The 21,558-nt window shown below is 60.4% G+C and carries 17 protein-coding genes and 2 pseudogenes; 14 read left to right on the top strand and 5 right to left on the bottom strand.

The features are described from left to right. Positions 1-56: 56 nt before the first annotated feature. The 10 genes from HX793_RS21315 (at position 57) to HX793_RS21270 (ending at position 12,746) form a co-directional block, all read left to right on the top strand. Positions 57-962, top strand: coding sequence for an AraC family transcriptional regulator (locus HX793_RS21315; protein WP_177053867.1), 906 nt, complete (start codon positions 57-59; stop codon positions 960-962). Between the two features lie 300 nt (positions 963-1,262). Beyond that, entirely contained in the window at positions 1,263-2,573 is a 1,311-nt protein-coding gene (locus tag HX793_RS21310; protein WP_177096225.1) for an ABC transporter substrate-binding protein, read from the top strand. Between the two features lie 135 nt (positions 2,574-2,708). Further along, positions 2,709-3,599: a carbohydrate ABC transporter permease gene (locus HX793_RS21305; RefSeq protein WP_032864136.1), complete on the top strand. Its 891-nt coding sequence runs from the start codon at positions 2,709-2,711 to the stop codon at positions 3,597-3,599. Between the two features lie 10 nt (positions 3,600-3,609). Continuing rightward, positions 3,610-4,440 (top strand): carbohydrate ABC transporter permease, encoded by an 831-nt coding sequence (locus tag HX793_RS21300; protein ID WP_003173672.1) that lies wholly within the window; start codon positions 3,610-3,612, stop codon positions 4,438-4,440. Between the two features lie 22 nt (positions 4,441-4,462). Beyond that, positions 4,463-5,566 (top strand): ABC transporter ATP-binding protein, encoded by a 1,104-nt coding sequence (locus tag HX793_RS21295; protein WP_016980354.1) that lies wholly within the window; start codon positions 4,463-4,465, stop codon positions 5,564-5,566. An 18-nt stretch (positions 5,567-5,584) separates the two neighbouring features. Next, a complete protein-coding gene (locus HX793_RS21290) occupies positions 5,585-7,066 on the top strand; it encodes a mannitol dehydrogenase family protein (RefSeq protein WP_177096227.1) in 1,482 nt (493 codons plus the stop codon). A gap of 138 nt (positions 7,067-7,204) precedes the next feature. Then, positions 7,205-8,686, top strand: coding sequence for a xylulokinase (xylB, locus tag HX793_RS21285; protein WP_177096229.1), 1,482 nt, complete (start codon positions 7,205-7,207; stop codon positions 8,684-8,686). 12 nt (positions 8,687-8,698) lie between these two features. Further along, the gene (locus HX793_RS21280; RefSeq protein WP_177096231.1) at positions 8,699-9,637 is read left to right on the top strand and encodes a carbohydrate kinase family protein; all 939 of its coding nucleotides are present in this window, start codon (positions 8,699-8,701) and stop codon (positions 9,635-9,637) included. 142 nt (positions 9,638-9,779) lie between these two features. Continuing rightward, entirely contained in the window at positions 9,780-12,383 is a 2,604-nt protein-coding gene (locus tag HX793_RS21275; RefSeq protein ID WP_177096233.1) for an autotransporter family protein, read from the top strand. 93 nt (positions 12,384-12,476) lie between these two features. After that, on the top strand, positions 12,477-12,746 hold the full coding sequence (locus HX793_RS21270; RefSeq protein WP_177059483.1) for a DUF2790 domain-containing protein: 270 nt from the start codon (positions 12,477-12,479) through the stop codon (positions 12,744-12,746). 64 nt (positions 12,747-12,810) lie between these two features. On the opposite strand, the gene HX793_RS21265 is transcribed toward HX793_RS21270, so the two are convergent. Continuing rightward, a complete protein-coding gene (locus HX793_RS21265) occupies positions 12,811-13,077 on the bottom strand; it encodes a DUF1652 domain-containing protein (protein ID WP_026000066.1) in 267 nt (88 codons plus the stop codon). A 261-nt stretch (positions 13,078-13,338) separates the two neighbouring features. Beyond that, positions 13,339-14,325: pseudogene (gene ilvA / locus HX793_RS21260) on the bottom strand (threonine ammonia-lyase, biosynthetic); the annotation flags it as partial. A gap of 252 nt (positions 14,326-14,577) precedes the next feature. Between ilvA and HX793_RS21255 the strand changes: the two are divergent. Next, a complete protein-coding gene (locus tag HX793_RS21255) occupies positions 14,578-14,778 on the top strand; it encodes a ParD-like family protein (protein ID WP_003190946.1) in 201 nt (66 codons plus the stop codon). Continuing rightward, positions 14,778-15,533 (top strand): type I methionyl aminopeptidase, encoded by a 756-nt coding sequence (gene map / locus HX793_RS21250; protein ID WP_177053858.1) that lies wholly within the window; start codon positions 14,778-14,780, stop codon positions 15,531-15,533. The genes HX793_RS21255 and map overlap by 1 nt, the downstream gene beginning before the upstream one ends. Positions 15,534-15,645: 112 nt before the next feature. Here map and HX793_RS21245 read toward each other — a convergent pair whose 3' ends face one another. Together HX793_RS21245 and HX793_RS21240 are read right to left on the bottom strand one after the other, a co-directional pair. Beyond that, positions 15,646-16,584: a magnesium transporter CorA family protein gene (locus HX793_RS21245; protein WP_177059484.1), complete on the bottom strand. Its 939-nt coding sequence runs from the start codon at positions 16,582-16,584 to the stop codon at positions 15,646-15,648. Between the two features lie 7 nt (positions 16,585-16,591). Further along, a complete protein-coding gene (locus HX793_RS21240) occupies positions 16,592-18,178 on the bottom strand; it encodes a RimK family ATP-grasp domain-containing protein (protein WP_218178724.1) in 1,587 nt (528 codons plus the stop codon). A gap of 94 nt (positions 18,179-18,272) precedes the next feature. Between HX793_RS21240 and HX793_RS21235 the strand changes: the two are divergent. Beyond that, positions 18,273-18,716 (top strand): annotated as a pseudogene (locus tag HX793_RS21235) (GNAT family N-acetyltransferase); the annotation flags it as partial. 58 nt (positions 18,717-18,774) lie between these two features. Here the strand turns inward: HX793_RS21235 and sfnG are convergent. Next, positions 18,775-19,899, bottom strand: coding sequence for a dimethylsulfone monooxygenase SfnG (gene sfnG / locus HX793_RS21230; RefSeq protein WP_177096237.1), 1,125 nt, complete (start codon positions 19,897-19,899; stop codon positions 18,775-18,777). 255 nt (positions 19,900-20,154) lie between these two features. Here sfnG and HX793_RS21225 point away from each other — a divergent pair, with 255 nt between their 5' ends. Continuing rightward, complete coding sequence (locus HX793_RS21225; RefSeq protein ID WP_177096239.1) at positions 20,155-21,387, top strand: acyl-CoA dehydrogenase family protein; 1,233 nt, start codon at positions 20,155-20,157, stop codon at positions 21,385-21,387. Positions 21,388-21,558: the final 171 nt, after the last annotated feature.

Raw genomic sequence — 21,558 nt, 5'->3', positions numbered from 1 at the left:
GGGCGCGCGCGACGGGGCATTATCCTACGCAGCAACCACAATAAAGCGACGGCAGCATGACCCGAGCAGCGCGTATCACCGACCCTTCCTACGAACTGATGGACGACCACAACGGCCTGTCCATCATCTATCGCCAGCACGGCTTCCCCTGCCCGCTGGTGCGCTGGCACTTCCACAAGGAATATGAGCTGCACCTGATCGTGGCCAGCTCCGGCAAGGTGTTCATCGGCGACTACATCGGCAACTTCTACCCGGAAAGCCTGTTCCTCACCGGCCCCAACCTGCCCCACAACTGGATCAGCCAGGTGGAGGAAGACGAGGTGGTGCCCAAGCGCGACATGCTGGTGAATTTCACTGATGAGCTGTTCGAGCAAGGCAGCCACATCTTCGCCGAACTCAAGACCCTGGCGCCGTTGCTGGAGCGCGCGCAGTACGGCATCGAGTTCCGCTGCAAAAAAACCATCGCCCAGGCCATGACCTTGATGCAGCGTATCGAGGACACCCAGGGCATGGCGCGCCTGGGGCATTTCTTTATCCTGCTGGAAGTGTTGAGTGCGTGTGAGGACTACCAACTGCTCTCCGGCGTGACTACGCCGCAACTGGCCGATGAGCACAGCATCGACCGTACCAACCGCGCGGTGGACTATATTTTTGCCCACTACGCGCGGGAGTTGCCGCTTGAAGAGGTGGCGGAGTACCTGGGAATGAAGCCCACCTATTTCTCAAGGGTGTTCAAGCAGGCGACTGGGCGTACTTTTATCGAATTCGTCAATCGGCTGCGCATCAGCAAGTCCTGCGAGTTGCTGGCCGATGGCGATAAAGCCGTGACGGATGTGTGCTTTGAATCAGGCTTCAACAATATTTCCAATTTCAACCGACGCTTTCAGCAACTCAAGGGCATGACGCCTTCCCACTACCGGCGTCTTGCGGTGCAGCGTTTGACCGAACAGAATCTGGCCTGAACCGCTTTCTGTAGGAGCCGGCTTGCCGGCGATGCAGACACCTCGGCGTGTCAGGTGCACCGTGTCGATGCCATCGCAGGCAAGCCAGCTCCTACAGTGGATCACCGTGCTCCCGGATAAATCGTTTCAGCCAATCACCACAGAGTGCAAAAAAGTATCAGTCCCAGTGCGCCCAAGGATTTGTCACATCGCCATTTCAAGGCTGTAATCAACCGCACACTCTTCCTGACTCCCTGTAGGAAGACACAACAACAATAACCGTCCTTCTGTAGCCCCCTGGGCGCGGAAATGGAGTGCGCGATGAAGTTCACAGCAAAAGCTCTGCTTGCCTTTTCTTGCATGACCCTCAGCGCCGTCAGCCTTGGCGCGCAAACCCTCACCATTGCCACCGTCAACAACAGCGACATGATCCGCATGCAAAAGCTCTCGAAAACCTTCGAGACCGAGCATCCGGAGATCAAGCTGAACTGGGTGGTGCTCGAAGAAAACGTGCTGCGCCAACGCCTCACCACCGACATCGCCACCCAGGGTGGGCAGTTCGACGTGTTGACCATCGGCATGTACGAAGCTGCACTGTGGGGCGCCAAAGGTTGGCTGGAGCCGATGAAGGACCTGCCGGCGTCCTACGACCTCGATGATGTATTCCCTTCGGTGCGTGACGGTTTGTCTGTCAAAGGCTCGCTGTACGCCCTGCCGTTCTACGCCGAAAGCTCGATCACCTATTACCGCACCGACCTGTTCAAGAACGCCGGGCTGACCATGCCTGAGCACCCGACCTGGACCCAGATCGGCGAATTCGCCAGCAAACTCACCGACAAGACCAAAGAACAATACGGCCTGTGCCTGCGCGGCAAAGCCGGTTGGGGCGAGAACATGGCACTGATCACCACCCTGGCCAATGGCTACGGTGCGCGCTGGTTCGATGAAAAGTGGCAGCCGGAATTCAACGGTCCAGAATGGAAAGACGCGCTGAACTTCTACGTCGACAACATGAAGAAATCCGGCCCGCCGGGTGCTTCCAGCAACGGTTTCAACGAAAACCTGGCGCTGTTCAACAGCGGCAAGTGCGCGATCTGGGTCGACGCCAGCGTGGCCGGCTCGTTCGTCACCGACAACACCCAGAGCAAAGTGGCTGACCATGTCGGCTTTACCTTTGCCCCGCACGAGAAGACCGACAAAGGCACCTCGTGGCTGTACTCCTGGAGCCTGGCGATCCCCACCAGTTCCAAGGCCAAGGACGCTGCCAAGGTGTTCACCAGCTGGGCGACTTCCAAGGAGTACGGTGCATTGGTCGCCAAGACCGATGGCATCGCCAACGTACCGCCAGGCACGCGCAAGTCGACCTACAGCGACGAGTACATGAAGGCGGCGCCGTTTGCCAAGGTGACCCTGGAGTCGCTGAAAGTCGCAGACCCCACCAAGCCGACGCTCAAGCCGGTGCCGTATGTCGGTATCCAGTTGGTGACCATTCCAGAGTTCCAGGCGATCGGGACCCAGGTCGGCAAGTTCTTCTCGGGTGCGCTGACCGGTCAGCAGACGGTGGATGCTGCATTGACCGCCGCACAGACCACTACCGAGCGTGAAATGAAGCGGGCCGGTTATCCCAAGTAACCTCCCTGACCTGTAGGAGCGAGCTTGCTCGCGAAAAAGGTACATCCGAAGCCGCACTGGGCCTGGAATGCCTTCGCGAGCAAGCTCGCTCCTACAGGGGTTTTGCGCACCTGCCTCTAATCGGTCTTGATTACCATGAATACACCCGCCAAAAACCGCCTGGCCAACCCCGGCTGGTTCCTTGTCAGCCCCTCAGTCGCCCTGCTGCTGCTGTGGATGATCGTGCCGCTGGGCATGACCCTGTACTTTTCGCTGATCCGCTACAACTTGCTCTACCCTGGCGAAAACCAATTCGTCGGGCTGGAAAACTTCACGTATTTCATCACCGATTCGGGCTTCCTGCCCGGCGCCACGAATACCTTGTTGCTGGTGGGCAGTGTGCTGCTGATCAGTGTGGTGTTCGGTGTGCTGATCAGTGCCCTGCTGGAGGCCAGTGAGTTCTTCGGCCGTGGCCTGGTACGCGTGTTGCTGATTTCGCCGTTCTTCATCATGCCCACCGTCGGTGCGCTGATCTGGAAGAACCTGATTTTCCATCCGGTGTCCGGAATCCTGGCCGCCGTGTGGAAGTTCTTCGGCGCAGAACCCGTGGACTGGCTGGCGCACTACCCGTTGCTGTCGATCATCATCATCGTGTCGTGGCAGTGGCTGCCCTTCGCGATCCTGCTGCTGATGACCGCCATGCAGTCCCTCGACCAGGAACAAAAGGAAGCCGCACGCCTGGACGGTGCCGGCGCCATCGCGATTTTCTGGCACCTGACCCTGCCGCACCTGGCCCGCCCGATTGCCGTGGTGGTGATGATCGAGACGATCTTTTTGCTCTCGGTGTTCGCCGAGATCTTCACCACCACCAACGGTGGCCCCGGCTACGCCTCGACCAACCTCGCCTACCTGATCTACAACCAGGCGCTGGTGCAGTTCGACGTGGGCATGGCCTCGGCCGGCGGCTTGATTGCCGTGGTCATCGCCAATATCGCGGCGATCATCCTGGTGCGGATGATCGGCAAAAACCTGACTGACAAGCCTTGAGGGCCGCGCCATGACGCTTCAACAATCCCGCCGCCTGCAAAGCCTGTTGCTCGGCACGTTGGCCTGGGCCATTGCGATCCTGATCTTCTTCCCGATCTTCTGGATGGTGCTGACCAGCTTCAAGACCGAAATCGATGCGTTCGCCACACCGCCGCAGTTCATCTTCACGCCGACGCTGGAGAACTACCTGCACATCAACGAGCGCAGCAACTACTTCAGCTATGCGTGGAACTCGGTACTGATTTCCTTCAGCGCAACGGCGCTGTGCCTACTGATCTCGGTGCCAGCGGCCTACTCCATGGCGTTCTACGAAACCCAGCGCACCAAAGGCACGCTGCTGTGGATGCTGTCCACCAAGATGCTGCCGCCGGTGGGCGTACTGATGCCCATCTACCTGTTGGCCAAGAGCTTTGGCCTGCTGGATACGCGCATCGCGCTGATCATCATCTACACCCTGATCAACCTGCCGATTGTGGTGTGGATGGTTTACACCTACTTCAAGGACATCCCCAAGGACATCCTCGAAGCTGCGCGCCTGGATGGCGCGACCCTGTGGCAAGAGATGGTCCGCGTGCTGCTGCCGATTGCCAAGGGCGGCCTGGCCTCTACCGTGTTGCTGTCGCTGATCCTGTGCTGGAACGAGGCCTTCTGGTCGCTGAACCTGACCTCCTCCGCCGCAGCGCCGCTGACCGCGTTGATCGCCTCCTACTCCAGCCCCGAAGGCTTGTTCTGGGCCAAATTGTCCGCCGTGTCGACCCTGGCCTGCGCGCCGATCCTGATCTTTGGCTGGATCAGCCAGAAACAGCTGGTGCGTGGTTTGTCCTTCGGCGCCGTCAAATAATAATTCCTAGCGGAGGCCCATCATGGCCAACCTGAAAATCAAGAATCTGCAAAAAGGCTTCGAAGGCTTTTCCATCATCAAGGGCATTGACCTGGAAGTGAACGACAAGGAGTTCGTGGTGTTCGTCGGCCCGTCGGGCTGCGGTAAATCCACGTTGCTGCGCCTGATCGCCGGGCTGGAAGAGGTCAGCGAAGGCACCATCGAACTGGATGGCCGCGATATCACCGAAGTGACCCCGGCCAAGCGTGACCTGGCGATGGTGTTCCAGACCTACGCGCTCTACCCGCACATGAGCGTGCGCAAAAACATGTCGTTCGCCCTGGACCTGGCCGGTGTCGACAAGAAGCTGGTGGAGAGCAAGGTCAGCGAAGCGGCGCGCATCCTGGAGCTGGGCCCGTTGCTGGAGCGCAAGCCCAAGCAGCTGTCCGGCGGCCAGCGCCAGCGTGTGGCCATCGGCCGCGCAATTGTGCGTAACCCGAAGATCTTCCTGTTCGATGAACCGCTGTCCAACCTCGACGCCGCCCTGCGTGTGCAGATGCGCCTGGAACTGGCGCGCCTGCATAAAGAGCTGCAAGCGACCATGATCTACGTGACCCACGACCAGGTGGAGGCGATGACCCTGGCCGACAAAGTGGTCGTGCTGAACAGTGGCCGTATCGAGCAGGTCGGCTCGCCGCTGGAGCTGTATCACCAACCCGCCAACCTGTTTGTGGCGGGTTTCCTCGGCACGCCGAAGATGGGTTTCCTCAAGGGCAAGGTCACCCGCGTTGAAAGCCAAAGCTGCGAAGTGCAGCTGGATGCCGGCACGTTGATTAACCTGCCGCTGAGCGGTGCCACCTTGAGCGTGGGCAGTGCCGTGACGCTTGGGATTCGTCCGGAACACCTGGAAATCGCCTCTCCTGGCCAGACGACTTTGACCGTCACCGCCGACGTCGGCGAGCGCCTGGGCAGCGACACCTTCTGCCACGTCAACACCGCCAACGGCGAGCCGCTGACCATGCGGATCCGTGGCGACATGGCCAGCCAGTACGGCGAGACGCTGCACCTGCACCTGGACCCGGCGCACTGCCATCTGTTCGACACCGACGGTGTTGCCGTGGCCCGCCCACTGCGCGCTGCCGCCTGATTTCGCGAGACTTTGCTGATGAAACTGAATAAACAGAACCTCACCCAGTTGGCACCGCACGTGAAGCTGCCCACCTATGCGATTGCCAGCACCACGCAAGGCATCGCCCATATCGGCGTCGGCGGTTTCCATCGCGCGCATCAGGCCTATTACACCGACGCGCTGATGAACACCGGTGTTGGCCTGGATTGGAGCATCTGCGGCGTCGGCCTGCGGGCCGAAGACCGCAAGGCCCGCGATGACCTGGCTGGCCAGGACTACTTGTTCACCTTGTATGAACTGGGCGATACCGACGACACCGAAGTGCGCGTGATCGGCTCGATCAGTGACATGCTGCTGGCCGAAGACGGCGCCCAGGCGCTGATCGACAAACTGGCCGACCCGGCGATCCGTATCGTCTCGCTGACCATCACCGAAGGCGGCTATTGCATCGACGACAGCAACGGCGAGTTCATGGCCCACCTGCCGCAGATCCAGCATGATCTGGCGCACCCGAGCGCACCAAAGACCGTGTTTGGTTTTATCTGCGCCGCGCTGACCCAACGCCGCGCCGCCGGCACCCCGGCGTTTACCGTGATGTCCTGCGATAACCTGCCGCATAACGGCGCCGTGACGCGCAAGGCGCTGCTGGCCTTCGCCGCACTGCACAACGCCGAACTGCACGACTGGATCAAGGCCAACGTGAGCTTTCCGAACGCCATGGTCGACCGCATCACACCGATGACCAGCACCGCGCACCGCCTGCAACTGCATGATGACCACGGTATCGACGATGCCTGGCCGGTGGTGTGCGAACCCTTTGTGCAGTGGGTGCTGGAAGACAAATTCGTCAACGGTCGCCCGGCCTGGGAAACGGTCGGTGTGCAGTTCACCGATGACGTCACGCCCTATGAAGAAATGAAAATCGGCCTGCTCAACGGCAGCCACCTGGCGCTGACCTACCTGGGGTTTCTCAAGGGTTATCGGTTTGTGCACGAGACCATGAACGACCCGGTGTTTGTCGCCTACATGCGCGCCTACATGGACCTGGATGTCACGCCAAACCTGGCGCCGGTGCCAGGCATCGACCTGACGGACTACAAGCAGACGCTGGTGGACCGCTTCTCCAACCAGGCGATTGCCGACCAACTGGAGCGCGTGTGCTCGGATGGCTCGTCGAAGTTTCCCAAGTTCACCGTACCGACTATCAACCGCCTGATTGCCGATGGGCGTGAGACTGAGCGCGCCGCGTTGGTCGTGGCGGCGTGGGCGCTCTACTTGAAGGGGGTGGACGAGAATGGGCTGAGCTACACGATCCCTGACCCGCGTGCCGAGTTTTGCCAGGGGCTGGTGAGTGATGATGCGTTGATCAGCCAACGTCTGCTGGGGGTGGAAGAGATTTTTGGCAAGGCTATTCCCAATTCGGCTGAGTTTGTGGCAGCGTTCGAGCGGTGCTATGCAAGCTTGCGTGACAACGGCGTCACCGCAACCCTGCAAACCCTCTTGAAGAAACCGGCTTAAACCTGTGGGAGCTGGCTTGCCTGCGATAGCGATCTGTCAGTCACCCCTGGCTGACTGAACCGCCGCCATCGCAGGCAAGCCAGCTCCCACATAGATCGCATGTTCACTCCAACAATAATTAATGCTGAGCACCCCGCCATGACCCAGCAAAACCTGTTTCTCGGCATCGACTGCGGCACCCAAGGCACCAAGGCCATCGTCCTAGACGCCACGAGCGGCAAGGTGCTGGGCCTGGGCGCAGCGGCACACACATTGATCAGCGGCGCCAATGGCCGCCGTGAGCAGCACACCCTGGAATGGCTGGATGCCTTTACCGAAGCCACCCATCGTGCCTTGCAACAGGCCGGTGTGGACGGCCAGGACATCCTCGGTATCGGCGTTTCCGGCCAGCAGCATGGTTTGGTGCTGCTGGATGAGCAAGGCCAGGTGCTGCGCCCGGCCAAGCTGTGGTGCGACACCGAAACCGCGCCGGAAAACGAAAGGCTCTTGCAACACTTGGGCGGCGAAAGCGGTTCCCTGGAACGCCTCGGCGTGGCGATTGCACCGGGCTACACCGTGTCCAAGCTGCTGTGGACCCGTGAACAACACCCGGACATCTTCGCGCGCATCGCGCATATCCTGCTGCCCCACGACTACCTGAATTACTGGCTCACTGGCCGCGCCGTCGCGGAATACGGCGATGCATCGGGCACCGGCTACTTCAACGTGCGCACCCGCGAATGGGATATGGCGCTGCTCAAGCACATCGATCCAAGCGGGCGTCTAGAGCGGGCGCTGCCACAACTGATTGAAGCCCATCAAAGCGTCGGCACCGTTCTTCCAGCCATTGCCGAACGCCTGGGCATCAACCCCAACGCCATCGTTTCCAGTGGCGGTGGCGACAACATGATGGGCGCCATCGGCACTGGCAATATTGCCCCCGGCGTGATCACGATGAGCCTGGGTTCGTCGGGCACCGTGTACGCATTCGCCGACCAGCCCAACGTCAGCCCGCAAGCCTCGGTCGCCACCTTCTGTTCATCCAGCGGCGGCTGGCTGCCGTTGATCTGCACCATGAACCTGACCAACGCCACCGGGGTGATCCGCGAGCTGTTCGACCTCGATCTGGTTGCCTTCAACGCCTTGGTCGAGCAAGCACCGATAGGCGCCGACGGCGTGAGCATGCTGCCGTTCCTCAACGGCGAACGCGTGCCTGCCCTACCCCACGCCACCGGCAGCCTGCACGGGTTGACCATGACCAACCTGACCCGCGCCAACCTGTGCCGCGCGGTGGTCGAAGGCACCACCTTCGGCCTGCGCTACGGCCTGGACCTGCTGCGCCAGACCGGCCTGCAAAGCCAGAGCATCCGCTTGATCGGCGGCGGTTCGAAAAGCCCGGTCTGGCGGCAGATGGTCGCCGATATCATGAATACCGAAGTGGTCTGCACCGAACAAAGTGAAGCCGCCGCCCTGGGCGCGGCGATCCAGGCGGCGTGGAGCCAGTCCGGCGAGTCCCTGGCCAGCCTGTGCGACAAATGCGTGAGCGTCGACCCAACCAGCCGCACGCTGCCGGTCTCGGCCAGCGTCAGCGCGTATCAACACGCCTACGAGCGCTATCAACAGCTTGTGGCAACCCTTTAAGAGCGAACGACTATGTATCTGGTGTGTGGTGAAGCGCTGTTCGATTTTTTCAGCGAGGAAGACGCCAGCGGGCAGGCTTCCAAGGTCAATTACAAGGCGATTGCCGGCGGTTCGCCGTTCAACGTCGCGGTCGGCTTGCGCCGCCTGGGTATCGAGGCGGGCTTGTTCGGCGGCTTGTCCACCGACTTCCTCGGACGTCGTTTGTTGCAGGTGCTCAAGGATGAGGGCGTCAGCGAGCAGTTCCTGGTGGAATTCGCCGCGCCGACCACTTTGTCGATGGTCGCCGTGGGCGCCAATGGGTCACCGCAGTACAACTTCCGTGGTGAAGGCTGCGCCGACCGCTTGCTGGAAGTCAGCCATCTGCCCGAGCTGGATGATGACATCCGTGGCCTGCATATCGGCTCGTTCTCGCTGGTGGTGCAACCCATCGGCGACACCCTGCTGAGCCTGGTCAAGCGCGAAAGCGGCAAGCGCCTGATCAGCCTCGACCCCAACGTGCGGCTCAACCCACAGCCGGATATTCAGCTGTGGCGCGACCGTGTGGCGGAACTGGTCAAGCATGCCGACCTGATCAAGGTCAGCGACGAAGACTTGCACTTGCTCTATCCCGAACAGTCGCCGGAAAGCGTGCTGCAGGGTTGGCTGCAACACCGTTGCCAGTTGGTGTTCCTCACCCGTGGCGGCGACGGCGCCAGTGTATTCAGTCGCCAACATGGCCATTGGTCTGCGCCGGCAATCAAAGTGGTAATGGCCGATACCGTGGGAGCGGGTGATACATTCCAGGCCGCGTTGATTGCCTGGCTGACCGAGCAGCAGCTTGACTCGGTAGAGGGCCTGCAACAGCTCACGCGGGAACAGGTCGACGCCATGCTGGGCTTTGCCGTTCGCGCCGCTGCATTGACCTGCACCAAGACCGGTCCGGACCTGCCTTACCGCCATCAGGTGAGCTGAACCCGGCAGCAACATGACCAATGTGCCACCACGCAGGCCACGTATTCCGTGGCCTGCGCGCGTTTATATAAACATTGCCATGTAGGAAAACTGTGCTAAACCCCAACAGGAGCAGTAATTACAATAGATGCAGGACAGACCCATGCGAAAAAGCAACGGTTTTTCAACCCGCGCCGTTTTAGCTGTCGGCCTCCTCTCACTGCAATACACCACATCACAACACGCCTACGCGGCCTGCACACTCACTCCCGGTCCGGGCAACGACACGTTTATTTGCGACAGCGGCACCAGTGCCGGCCTGACCGACCTCCTGGGCGATAACCGCCTGATCCTGCCAGCAGGTGGCAGCGGCACCATCAACGGCAACGTCATCTTCGGTCCGGGGGCAGACGCCGTGCGGATCGAATCCGGCCTGATCAACGGCGCCGTACAGCAAGGCGCCGGCATCGATGACTTCATTATGAACGGCGGGCAAATCCAGTCCCTGGCCCAGGGCGACGGCCGTGACACTTTCCGGATGACGGGCGGCACCATCGTCGGCGCGTTCGAGGACGGCGACGTGGCGCAGCAAACCGGTGGCACTATCGGTCGGGTCGACATGAAGCTCGACAAGAACTTCTATGACCTGTCCGGCGGCGCAATCCTGGGCAACCTGGTCACCGGTTTCGATATCGATACGATCAACATCTCGGGCGGCGACATTGGCGGCAATATCAGCACCAGCGGCGGCGACGACAGCATCACGGTCAGTGGCGGCGTGATCAATGGCGAGATCCGCGCCAGCGTCGGCGATGACACCTTCAACTGGCTCAACGGAGGCCAGATCAAATCAGCGGTGCTGATGGGCGATGGCGACGATACCGCGTTGCTGCGCGGACTCAGCGAAAGCCTGCTGGCTGCCACGCCCTCCATCGATGGCGGCCTGGGCAACGATCAACTGACCTTCGACAGCACGACGTCCAGCACGGCGGCCCGCTATATCGGCTGGGAAACGGTGAATCTCACCAACACTTCGCGCTTCGACCTGGCGGGCGATTTTTTCCTGGGTGACAGCGCAAGCAATACCGGCACCTTCAACATTGACGGCAGCAGTACGCTGGCCGTGACCCAAGGCAGCGTGCGGCCGTATCTCGCAGGCCAACTGGTGACGCTGAACAACGCCGGTACCATCGATATGACCACCGGCAGCGCCACCGCCAACGATGCGCTGACGGTGTATGGTAACTACGTAGGCAATAACGGCCAGGTGTGGCTGCAAACCGTGCTGGGCGATGAAAACTCCGCGACGGACAAGTTGGTGGTGTCCGGTGGCACGCTGAGTGGCCACACCCAATTGGCGGTAAGCAATCTTGGCGGCGTCGGGGGCTTTACCCGCAACAATGGGATTGAGGTGGTGCAGGCGCTCAACGGCGCAGTGAGCAGCACCGATGCCTTCTCGTTGAAGGGCTCGGTCTCGGCCGGGGCCTATGAATACTTGCTGTTCAAGGGCGGCGTGAAGGCCGGTACCGAAAACAACTGGTACCTGCGCTCGTCGGTGGTTGCCGTGCAACCGCCGGCGGTGCCACCCGTGCCACCGACACCACCGGTGGTGGTGCCCGTACCGCCGATTCCAGCGACACCGCCGGTGGTCGACTCCGACGAGCCGCCGGTGGAACCGCCGACCTCGCAACCCGTCGCGCCGGTCGAGCCCCCCGCCCCGCCGCCCAGCCAGGTTGCAGCAGGCAACTCGCCGGAATCCGCCGCGAGCAACCCGGCGCTGCCGACCGCCATTGCCGGTGCCGAGCCCATCCCGCTGTACCGCTTGGAAGTGCCGGTGTATTCGGTGGTGGTGCCCGCCGCACAGTTGATGACCCTGCAAGCGCTGGGCACCTTTCATGATCGCCAAGGCGAGCAAAGCCTGCTGACCGAGACCGGTGCGGTGCCGGCGGGTTGGGGGCGTGCCTATGGCAGCGACTTCAACAAGCACTGGTCAGGCACCGTGGCGCCGAGCTTCGACGGCTCGGTCAAGGGCTATCAGGTCGGTCATGACCTGTATGCATCCGAAACCAGCGGCGGGCAGATCCAGCGCTTCGGGCTGTTTATCGGCCAGAGTCGCCTGAACGGGAACGTAAAAGGTTTCTCGATGGGCTGGCAGAACAATCGTTCCGGACGGGTGAAACTCGATGGCGATAACGTCGGTGCCTACTGGACGCTCACCGATCCGACCCGCTGGTATGTGGATCTGGTTGCGATGGGCACGCGCCTGAAGGGCGACAACAAGTCCGAGCGGGGTATAAAGATGGACACCAAAGGCCATGCCCTGGCGCTGTCCGCCGAAGCCGGCTACCCGATTGCCGTTTCCGAGCATTGGGTCGTGGAACCCCAGGCCCAGGTGATCCGCCAGACGATCGACCTGGACAGCCAGAACGACGGTATTTCCAGGGTCTCGTTCGACTCCCAGGAGTACTGGACCGGCCGCCTCGGCGCCCGCCTCAAAGGTCGCTACCTGGTGAATAACACACCGGTCGAACCTTATCTGCGGGCCAACGCCTGGCGGACATTCGGTGGCAGCGACACGGTGACTTACGATGATGTGGACCGTATCAAGAGCGATCACAAGTCTTCCACGGCGGACGTGGGTGTCGGCGTGGTTGCGCGGCTGTCGTCTTCGGTGAGCGTCTACTTGGCCGCAGACTACAACACCAACCTGGACGGCAACCCGATGGAGGGTGTCAGCGGCAATGCCGGAGTGCGGATGAGCTGGTAAACATGAAGGTTTTGTCAGCCTGGTAAACATTAATCGATGGTTAATCCCGCACGCCGACAGTGAAGTTGTACCCACTTGTTGCGGAGAACCATCATGAAACTGCGCACTTTGATGTTCGGCGGCGCCTTGGCGCTCGCCGCAGTATCAGGCCTGGCTCAGGCCGACGAGCAAGGCGCCGCTGTCAAACCGGTGCCTTACCACTACGGCATGCCGATGAATATCGCCAAAGTCCTGGCGATGAACGAAACCCAGACCGATGAATGCAAAGTCATCAAGGCAGATATCAAGTTTTTGGATAAGGCGGGCAAAGTCGAAGACGTGAGCTACCGGAAGATGTCCGAAGCGTGCGATTTCCAGAACTGATTGGCGGGGTTGAACAGCACTGGGCCTGGCAGTCACCAGGCCCACAGGTCAAGCACAAGCATTCTCAATAAGCTCGCCCTCCTACGCGTTGCAGGACAGGACTGTGCGCGTGCTTGAGGTCTTCGCGCAACCCGGTGATCAGGTTGCAAATGGCTCGACTGCTGTCGAGTCTGTCCGCGTTGATGCCTTTGACTTCCAAATCCACCCGGTCACGGTCGCGGTCGTCGTAGACCTTGATCGTCAGCGAAGCATCTTCGGCTTTGGTGCATTCGCACCGTTTGGGCAGGAAACTTCCTTCAATAATGCTGCGAAGCTCTAGTTCCGAAAGCATGGTCAACCTCTCCTTTCCTGAGACTGCCAACAGAGTGTCGTTATGTATCCGGCGGGCGCTCACCCGCTACGTCTTGCCGACCCTGACAGACGCTTACAACACCCAAGCCTACTCGGCAAAACCAGCCTTCGTTGTAACCTTTCCTCATAAGCCCAATGGTGCGTTATATAAGCAAAATTGCAGTGTTTGAATCATCGTCGAACCCCTTCGATTAAACGGTTAACCCAGCACTTAGGCGTGCACGGCGCCCTGCGCAGCCACTCTTTCAGCAACATGTCGCAAACTATCGAAGTTGATGTTCGCCCCGGAATTGATCGCCACCAGCGTCTTTCCGTGCAGCAGGTGACGGGTGACATACTTGCGAACCCCCGCGACCGCCAACGCACCTGAAGGCTCGGTGATCGAGCGCGTATCGTCGTAGATCAGCTTGATCGCGCTGCACAGCTCATCGTTGCTGACCGTAATGACGTCATCCACCCACTCCCGGCAGATTTCAAACCCATAGGCGCCCACCTGCGCCACCGCTGTGCCGTCGGCAAACCCATCGACGCTGGGCAACACCACCCGTTCACCGGCCTTCAACGCTGCCATCAGGCAACTGGAGCCTTCGGGTTCGACGCCGACGATGCGCACCTCGGGCCGCAGGTATTTGACGTAGGCGGCGATCCCGGCGATCAGGCCACCGCCGCCCACCGGCACAAATATCGCGTCCAGGGCACCTTGCTGCTGGCGCAGGATTTCCATGGCCACAGTGCCTTGGCCGGCAATCACGTCGGGATCGTCGAAGGGCGAGACAAAGGTGCATCCCGAGGTTTCAGCCAGTTGCAGCGCGTGGGCCAGGGCAAAGGGGAAACTCTCGCCATGCAAGACCGCTTCAGCGCCTCGGGAGCACACGCCGAGCACCTTCAACTCCGGCGTAGTGCTGGGCATGACAATCCGCGCCTGGATCCCCAGCTCCCTTGCCGCCAGCGCCACGCCCTGAGCATGGTTGCCGGCCGATGCGGTGACCACGCCGCGCGCCTTTTGCTCGTCGCTCAACTGCACCAGCTTGTTGTAGGCGCCACGGATCTTGAACGAGAAGGTCGGCTGCAGGTCTTCACGCTTGAGCAGCACCTGGTTGCCCAGCAACGCCGACAACGCCGGTGCAGCCTGCAGAGGCGTGCGTACTGCCAGATCGTAGACCGGCGCGGCGAGGATCTTTTTTACGTAATGCTCAAGGAGTGCCGAATCGGCGGTGCAGGTACTCATAGGTGTTTCCTGGCTTTGTGTTCAAGGCCCAGGAGACGGAAAAACAAAACCCGCCTCTAGGGCGGGTTTGGGTACAGCCGTGCGCTATCCCGCCAAATGAGGAATGGCGGTAATAATGCTTGGCTGGCTGCAAAAGGTTTGAAAGGTCATGTCACGAAATTAACCGTCCCCGGCCGGACAAGTCAACAAAAGGTTTACTCATAACATACGAAACGTATACGCTTTGTATATCAATCCAACACAGTGAACCCCATGGGCATCGTCAAGATCACCGACCAACTGCACGAACAACTGCGCCTGGCCAGCGCCGCGATGGACCGTTCCATCAACGCCCAGGCCGAATTCTGGATCAAGATCGGCCTGCTCGCCGAGCTCAATCCCCACCTGCCCTACAATGAATTGATCAACAAACTGTTGCTGGACAAACCCGACCTGATCCGGGGGCGCAGTTGATGATCAAGACTGCCGCCCAACTGGCCGTGATGCGTGAAGCCGGGCGCCTGCTGGCCCAGGTGTTCACGATGCTCGACGGCTTTGTCGCCGTTGGCCGCTCCACCCTGGAGCTGGACGCCGCCGTCGAAGCCTTCATCCGCAACGACCTCAAGGCCCGCCCCGCCAGCCTGGGCCAATACGACTACCCCTTCTCCATCAACACCTCGATCAACGAAGTGGTGTGCCATGGCATGCCCAGCGCCAAGGACATCCTCAAGGACGGCGACATCATCAACATCGACATCACCCTGGAAAAAGGCGGCTACATCGCCGACTCCAGCAAGATGTACATGATCGGCAGCGTTGCGCCCAAGGCCCAGCGCCTGGTCGAGAAAACCTTCGAAGCCATGTGGGCGGGCATCCGTCAGGTCAAGCCCGGCGCGCGCCTGGGCGATATCGGCCACGCTATCCAGAGCCACGCGCAAGCCAATGGCTACAGCGTGGTCCGCGAGTATTGCGGCCACGGCATTGGCCGGCAGATGCATGAAGAGCCGCAGGTCCTGCACTTTGGCCGCCCCGGAACGGGGTTGGAGCTACGCGAAGGCATGGTGTTTACCGTTGAACCGATGCTCAACCAGGGCAGTTCGAAAGTGCGCAGCCTCAAGGATGGCTGGACGGTGGTGACCAAGGACAACAGCCTGTCGGCACAGTGGGAACATACCGTGGCGGTGACGGCGGATGGGTTTGAAGTGCTGACGCTGCAACCGTCCACCTGAGCGACATACAACCTGTGGGAGCTGGCTTGCCTGCGATGCAGTACACACGGTGTTTCAGGAACACCGCAGTGATGCCATCGCAGGCAAGCCAGCTCCCACAAGGGATCGGTGTTCACACGACATTGGCGCCGCCCGCTATTCGTTTGAGCCCCAACACCATCAGCCCTCCTCCTAGCCCCATCGCCGCCAGAAACAACGGATACGAAACCCACCACGGCGTCCCCGCCGTCATCATGCTGAACTCCGACATGCCGCCGATGCTCGCAATCAGGTTGAGCGGCAGGAACACCACGTTGATCAAGGTGAGCTTGCGCAACAGGTTGTTCATGCTGTTGTTCATCAGGTTGCCACGGGCGTCGATCAGCCCGGAAAACACGTTGGAATAGATCTCCGCCTGTTTGTAGCACTGGTGGTTCTCGATGATCAGGTCGTCGATCAGCGCCAGTATCTCCGAACTGAAATGCTCCTTTTCCGCGTGGTTGCGCAACCGCGAAAGCACCGCGCCGTTGCTGTGCAGCGCGTTGATGTAATAGATCAGGCTTTCGCTGAGGCTGAACATCTGCATCAAGTGGTGGTTGCTCATGGATGCGTTGAACTGCTGCTGCAATTCCCGTGCGACCAGCTTGATCACCTTGAGGTGGCCCAGGTAGTGGTGAATGTTGTTGAGCAGCAAGTCGAGCAATACATCCAGCGGCGTGTGCAGCGGGCGGCGTTTGCCGAGGCCGCTCAGCGGGGTTTCGTCGGTGGCGATCACCAGCAGGCGGCCAGGCGAAAACAGCAGGCCGCAGGACGACACCTCGAACACCAGGTTGCCGCCACCGGAGTAGTTTTCCGGGCGTTTCCAGATCAGGAACAGATTGTCCGGGTGAAACTCGATGCGCGAGACCTCATCGGGGTCCAGCGCCGAGGCCAGGGCGTGCTCGTCGAGCTTGTGGTGGTCGCGCAGCCACTCGCGCTCGGCCAGGTCAGGGTTGTTGAACAACTGGATCGGGGCATCGTCTCGTTCCCCACTGTGCAGCTTGCCTTCGGTCAGTTCGAAACGCTGGATCATCGGCGGGTCACCAGACCTGGCCCTGACGCTTCAACTCCAGGCGCCGCACAAACTCCTCCAGCACCAGCCCATACAAATCGTCCTGCAAATAAGCATCTTCAATACCCGCGTCCAGGTTGGGGTTGTCGTTGACTTCGATCACCACCACCTTGTCGCCGGACTGCTTGAGGTCGACGCCGTAGAGGCCATCGCCGATCAGGTTGGCGGTCTTCACGGCCAGTTCCACCACCGCCTTGGGCGCCTCGTGGACCGCCAGGGTGCGGCATTCACCGTTAATGGCCTGGCCGATGGCCTTGTGGTTGTAAATCTGCCAGTGGCCCTTGGACATGAAGTACTGGCAGGCAAAGATCGGCTTACGGTTGAGCACGCCGATACGCCAGTCGTACTCGGTGTAGAAGAACTCCTGGGCCAGCAACAGCACCGAATGTTCGAACAACTCGGCGGTGGCCTTGAGCAAGGCTTCCTGGCTTTCGACCTTGATTACGCCACGGGAAAAACAGCCGTCGGGGATCTTCAGCACCAGCGGGAACCCCAGACGCTCGCCGACCCGTTCGAAGTCTTCCGGTCGCTCCTTGTAGAGGATTTCGGTGGCGGGCATGCCCAGTTGGTGACTGTTGAGCAGATCGGTGAGGTAGACCTTGTTGGTGCAGCGCAGGATGGACGTCGGGTCATCCATCACCACCAGGCCTTCGCTTTCGGCTTTCTTGGCGAAGCGGTAGGTGTGGTTGTCGACGCTGGTGGTCTCGCGGATTAGCAAGGCGTCGTATTCGGCCAAGCGTGAATAGTCCTTGCGCTCGATCAGCTCCACATCGATGCCCAGGCCCTTGCCAACGCGGATGAAATTATCCAGGGCCTTGGCGTTGGACGGCGGCAATTGCTCTTGAGGGTCGTGCAAGATGGCCAAGTCATAACGGGCCAGGCGACGTGAACGCGGCTGGCGCCAGATCTTGCGGCTGAAGTTGTCCAGCGCGTGGGCGAATTGATCTTCCTGATCGTCGCGCAACTTGTGCAGCACGCCCGATTTAACGCCTTCAATATGCCAACCGTTATTCTTTTTAAAATCAACTAACAAGATCGGGCATGGAAAGGCTTCAAACAACTGACGGGCCAAGTCCTGCAACGGCTCTATATTGGTCCGGCCAAAGTAAAGTGTCAGGGTAAAGCCTTCGGTATTGCTGTAGAGATGATGACTCAAGGCTTTATCGAGGGTTTTATCCAAGTCATCCAGGGCCAGCCCGTACAGCGACTTCTTCGTCAGTTCACTGATGGTACGCACCGACGGAATTACCTTATGCCCGCGGGCTTCAGCCAGCAGCGAACAGTAGTAACCGTGCCCCAGGTACTTGTAGCTGCGGCACAGATTGATCACCTGTACGCGCTTGCCGGTCTCGTTTTCACGGGTCTGCTCTAGGTATTCCTGGGCGGTGACGATGTCTTCGCTGGGGAAGTAGGAGGCCCAATCTTCCTTGCGCTCGACAATGATCACGACTTGACTGTTGCCTTTAGGTGGTGCGGAAAAATAACCTGCATTAGTTATTGTCGCCGCGAGGGTTTGCTCGGATACTTCACGCCAATGACCTTGTACCGCCGACATAATATTTGATCCGCTTTAGAGAACTCGACCTTTTCTATTAAGCACGATCTTTTAGAGAAGTCCCGTTTCGTTACGCAACTTTTACGGCGGTCATATGGCTCTTTGCTTTCGCGTTGCAACCCGCTTGGATGTGCCTGAATTACTGGCCTTGGAACAGCGCTGCTTCACCACCGACAAGCTGTCACGGCGCAGTTTCCAATGGATGGTCAGCCGCGCCCATGGCCAGTTGCTGGTGGCGGACAATGACGGGCAATTGCTCGGTTATGCGCTGGTGCTGTTGCGCCGTGGCACCTCGTTGGCGCGTCTGTATTCCATCGCCATTACCGAACCTGCGCGTGGCACGGGGCTGGGCAAACAGTTGTTGAGCCGCGTTGAAGCTATCGCCGTGGCACGGGGTTGCACCCGCCTACGCCTGGAAGTGCGCACCGACAACCCCGGCGCTCTCAGCCTCTATGAGCGCAACGGTTATCGGCGCTTTGCCCTGATCGATGCCTATTACGAAGACCACACCGCCGCCCTTCGGTTAGAAAAGACCTTGTCCAGACTCAGCCTCTTGTAGGAGCGAGCTTGCTCGCGAAGATCGCCCAGACACCGCGTTAAACCAGGAGTCTCGCGTCATCGTTGACGTTTTTCGCGAGCAAGCTCGCTCCTACAGGGCTCTTGGCTTCCAGTTCGCGCACCAGCGGCAACACACGTCTGCCGAAGTACTCGACTTCTTCCTGGAAGTGCAGGAAGCCCGCCAGCACCAAGTCCACGCCCACCGCCTTGAGCGCGACGATGCGCTCGGCAATCTGTTGGGGCGTGCCGATCAGGTTGGTCTTGAAGCCATCGTTGTACTGCACCAGGTCTTCAAAGCTGGATTTGGCCCAATTGCCCTCGCCTTCCGGCGATGCCTTGCCCGCTTGCCTGGCCGCATCGCCAAAGGCATTCACCGCCTCCGGGTCGGCTTTGTCGATGATCTCCGCGAGCACGGCGCGGGCTTCTTCCTCGGTGTCGCGGGCGATCACGAAGGCGTTGACGCCGACTTTGACCGAATGGTTGCTCGCCGCCGCTTTCGCGCGAATGTCATCGACCTGGGCCTTGATGCCTTCCGGGGTGTTGCCGTTGGTGAAGTACCAGTCCGACACCCGCGCCGCCATGTCCCGCGCGGCCCGTGAGCTGCCGCCCTGGAACACCTCCGGTTGGCCCAGTGGCTTGGGCTTGAGGGTGTAGTTGTTGAAGCGGTAGAAGTCGCCCTTGAAGGTGAAATCGTCCTGGGTCCAGATGCCTTTGAGAGCACGGATGAACTCTTCGGAACGGCGATAACGCTCATCGTGCTCCAGCCAGTGTTCGCCGATGGCCTGGAACTCGCCCTTGAACCAGCCACTGACGATGTTCACCGCGATACGGCCGTTGGTGATCTGGTCGATAGTCGCCAGTTGCTTGGCCGCCAACGCGGGTTGCCAGGGGCCTGGCAGGATCGCGGCGATCACCTTGAGCGTGGTGGTCGCGGCCAGCAGCGCATGGCTGAATGCCACGGATTCATGCTGGTTTTCGGCACCGTAGCCCGCAGTGAAACGGATCTGCGTAAGGCCGTACTCAAAGCCGGCCGCTTCTGCCAGTTGCGCCAGTTTGCGGTTGTAGTCGATGCCCCAGTGGGTGCGTTGTTCGATCTTGCTGACCACCAGCCCACCGCTGACGTTGGGCACCCAGTAGGCAAATTTCACGGCTTGCTGGCTCATCTCGCGTTACCTCGCACAATAGGGATGTACTGAGGGCTTGAGCAGCAAGCGTGCCAGGCCGGGGAAACGCACGGGCCATGGGCGTTGCACGCAATACCGCATGCAGGCGTCGATGTCGCAGAGTGGGCGGGTTTGTCGATCCGCTGTTGCCAGGGCAACAGTGGCTGAACGCTTTAGCCCATGAATACGGGCGCAGATACCCGGCACGGAGTGTGCAATCCCCCTTGCATTGATCACTGCCCAGGAACCTTGCCCATGACCGAACAACACGTCATCAACCCGCTGTCCACCGGTGTCGACTACCCGACACTGGCTGCGCGCTTTCGTCCGATTTTCCAACGCATCGCCGACGGTGCCGTAGAGCGCGAACAATCCCGCACCCTGCCCCATGAACCGATTCAATGGCTCAAGGAAGCGGGCTTTGGCGCGGTGCGCGTGCCGGTGGAATATGGCGGCGGGGGTGCTTCCCTGCCGCAATTGTTCGAACTGCTGATCGAGCTGGCCGAAGCCGACTCCAACGTGCCCCAGGCTTTGCGTGGGCACTTCGCGTTTGCCGAAGATCGTCTGAACGCCCCGCCCAGTGCCGGCCGGGATCGGTGGTTCAAGCGGTTCGTGGACGGCGACATCGTCGGCTGCGCCTGGACCGAGATTGGCAACGTGGCGATCGGCGATGTGGTCACCCAGGTCAGCCCTGACGGCGACCGCTGGAAGCTCAACGGAGAGAAGTTCTACAGCACGGGTAGCATCTTCGCCGATTGGATCGACGTGTATGCCCAACGCAGTGACACCGGTGGCGATGTGATCGCCGCCACCCGCGCCCGCCAGGCGGGCGTGGTGCACAGTGATGATTGGGACGGCTTTGGCCAGCGCACTACCGGCAGCGGCACGTCGCGCTTTACCGACGCGGTGGTGGATGCGGAAAACGTCATCGACTTTGCCAGCCGGTTTAAATACCAGACGGCGTTCTATCAGTTGGTGTTGCTCGCCAGTTTGGCGGGGATTGGGCGTGCGGCCTTGCGGGATGTGGCGCATCAGGTGCGCAGCCGTAAGCGTATTTACAGTCATGGTAATGCGGCGCATGTGAGCCAGGATGCGCAGGTTCTACAGGTGGTGGGGGAAGTGGCGGCGCTGGTGTATGCCGCTGAGGCGAGTGCGCTGAGGGCGACGCTGCCGGCGCAACGGGCGTATTTGGCGCGGTTTGGGGGGGATGATGCTGCTGAGCGTTTAGCCAATGTGGCGGCAGAGATTGAGTCGGCTACGGCGCAGGTGGTGGTGTCGGGGTTGATTCAGCGGGCGACCAGTGAGTTGTTTAATGCGCTGGGGGCTTCGGATGTGCGGCAGGGTAAGGCGCTGGATCGGCATTGGCGGAATGCGCGGACCGTTTCGTCGCATAATCCGGTGATTTATAAGGCGCGGATTGTGGGGGATTGGGTGGTTAATGGGGTGGAGCCGCCGTTTGTTTGGCAGATTGGGAATGGGCGGGGTTGAGCCTGGGTTTTTGAGGGCATATCCGTTATTTAGGTGATGGCGGCTTATGGTTCCGCCCTTACGGCGGGTCACTTTTGGAAAAGAGCCCCAAAAGTAACCAAAAGGGCTCTTGCCCCAACACTCGGTACCTCGCCTAGGCTCGGTGTGCCCGTAATCCGACAGTGATTTGGG

It is taken from the genome of Pseudomonas reactans (genome assembly GCF_013387025.1).
GTDB classification, from domain to species: Bacteria; Pseudomonadota; Gammaproteobacteria; order Pseudomonadales; family Pseudomonadaceae; genus Aquipseudomonas; species Aquipseudomonas reactans.
This window is presented reverse-complemented; position numbering and strand designations above follow the sequence as displayed.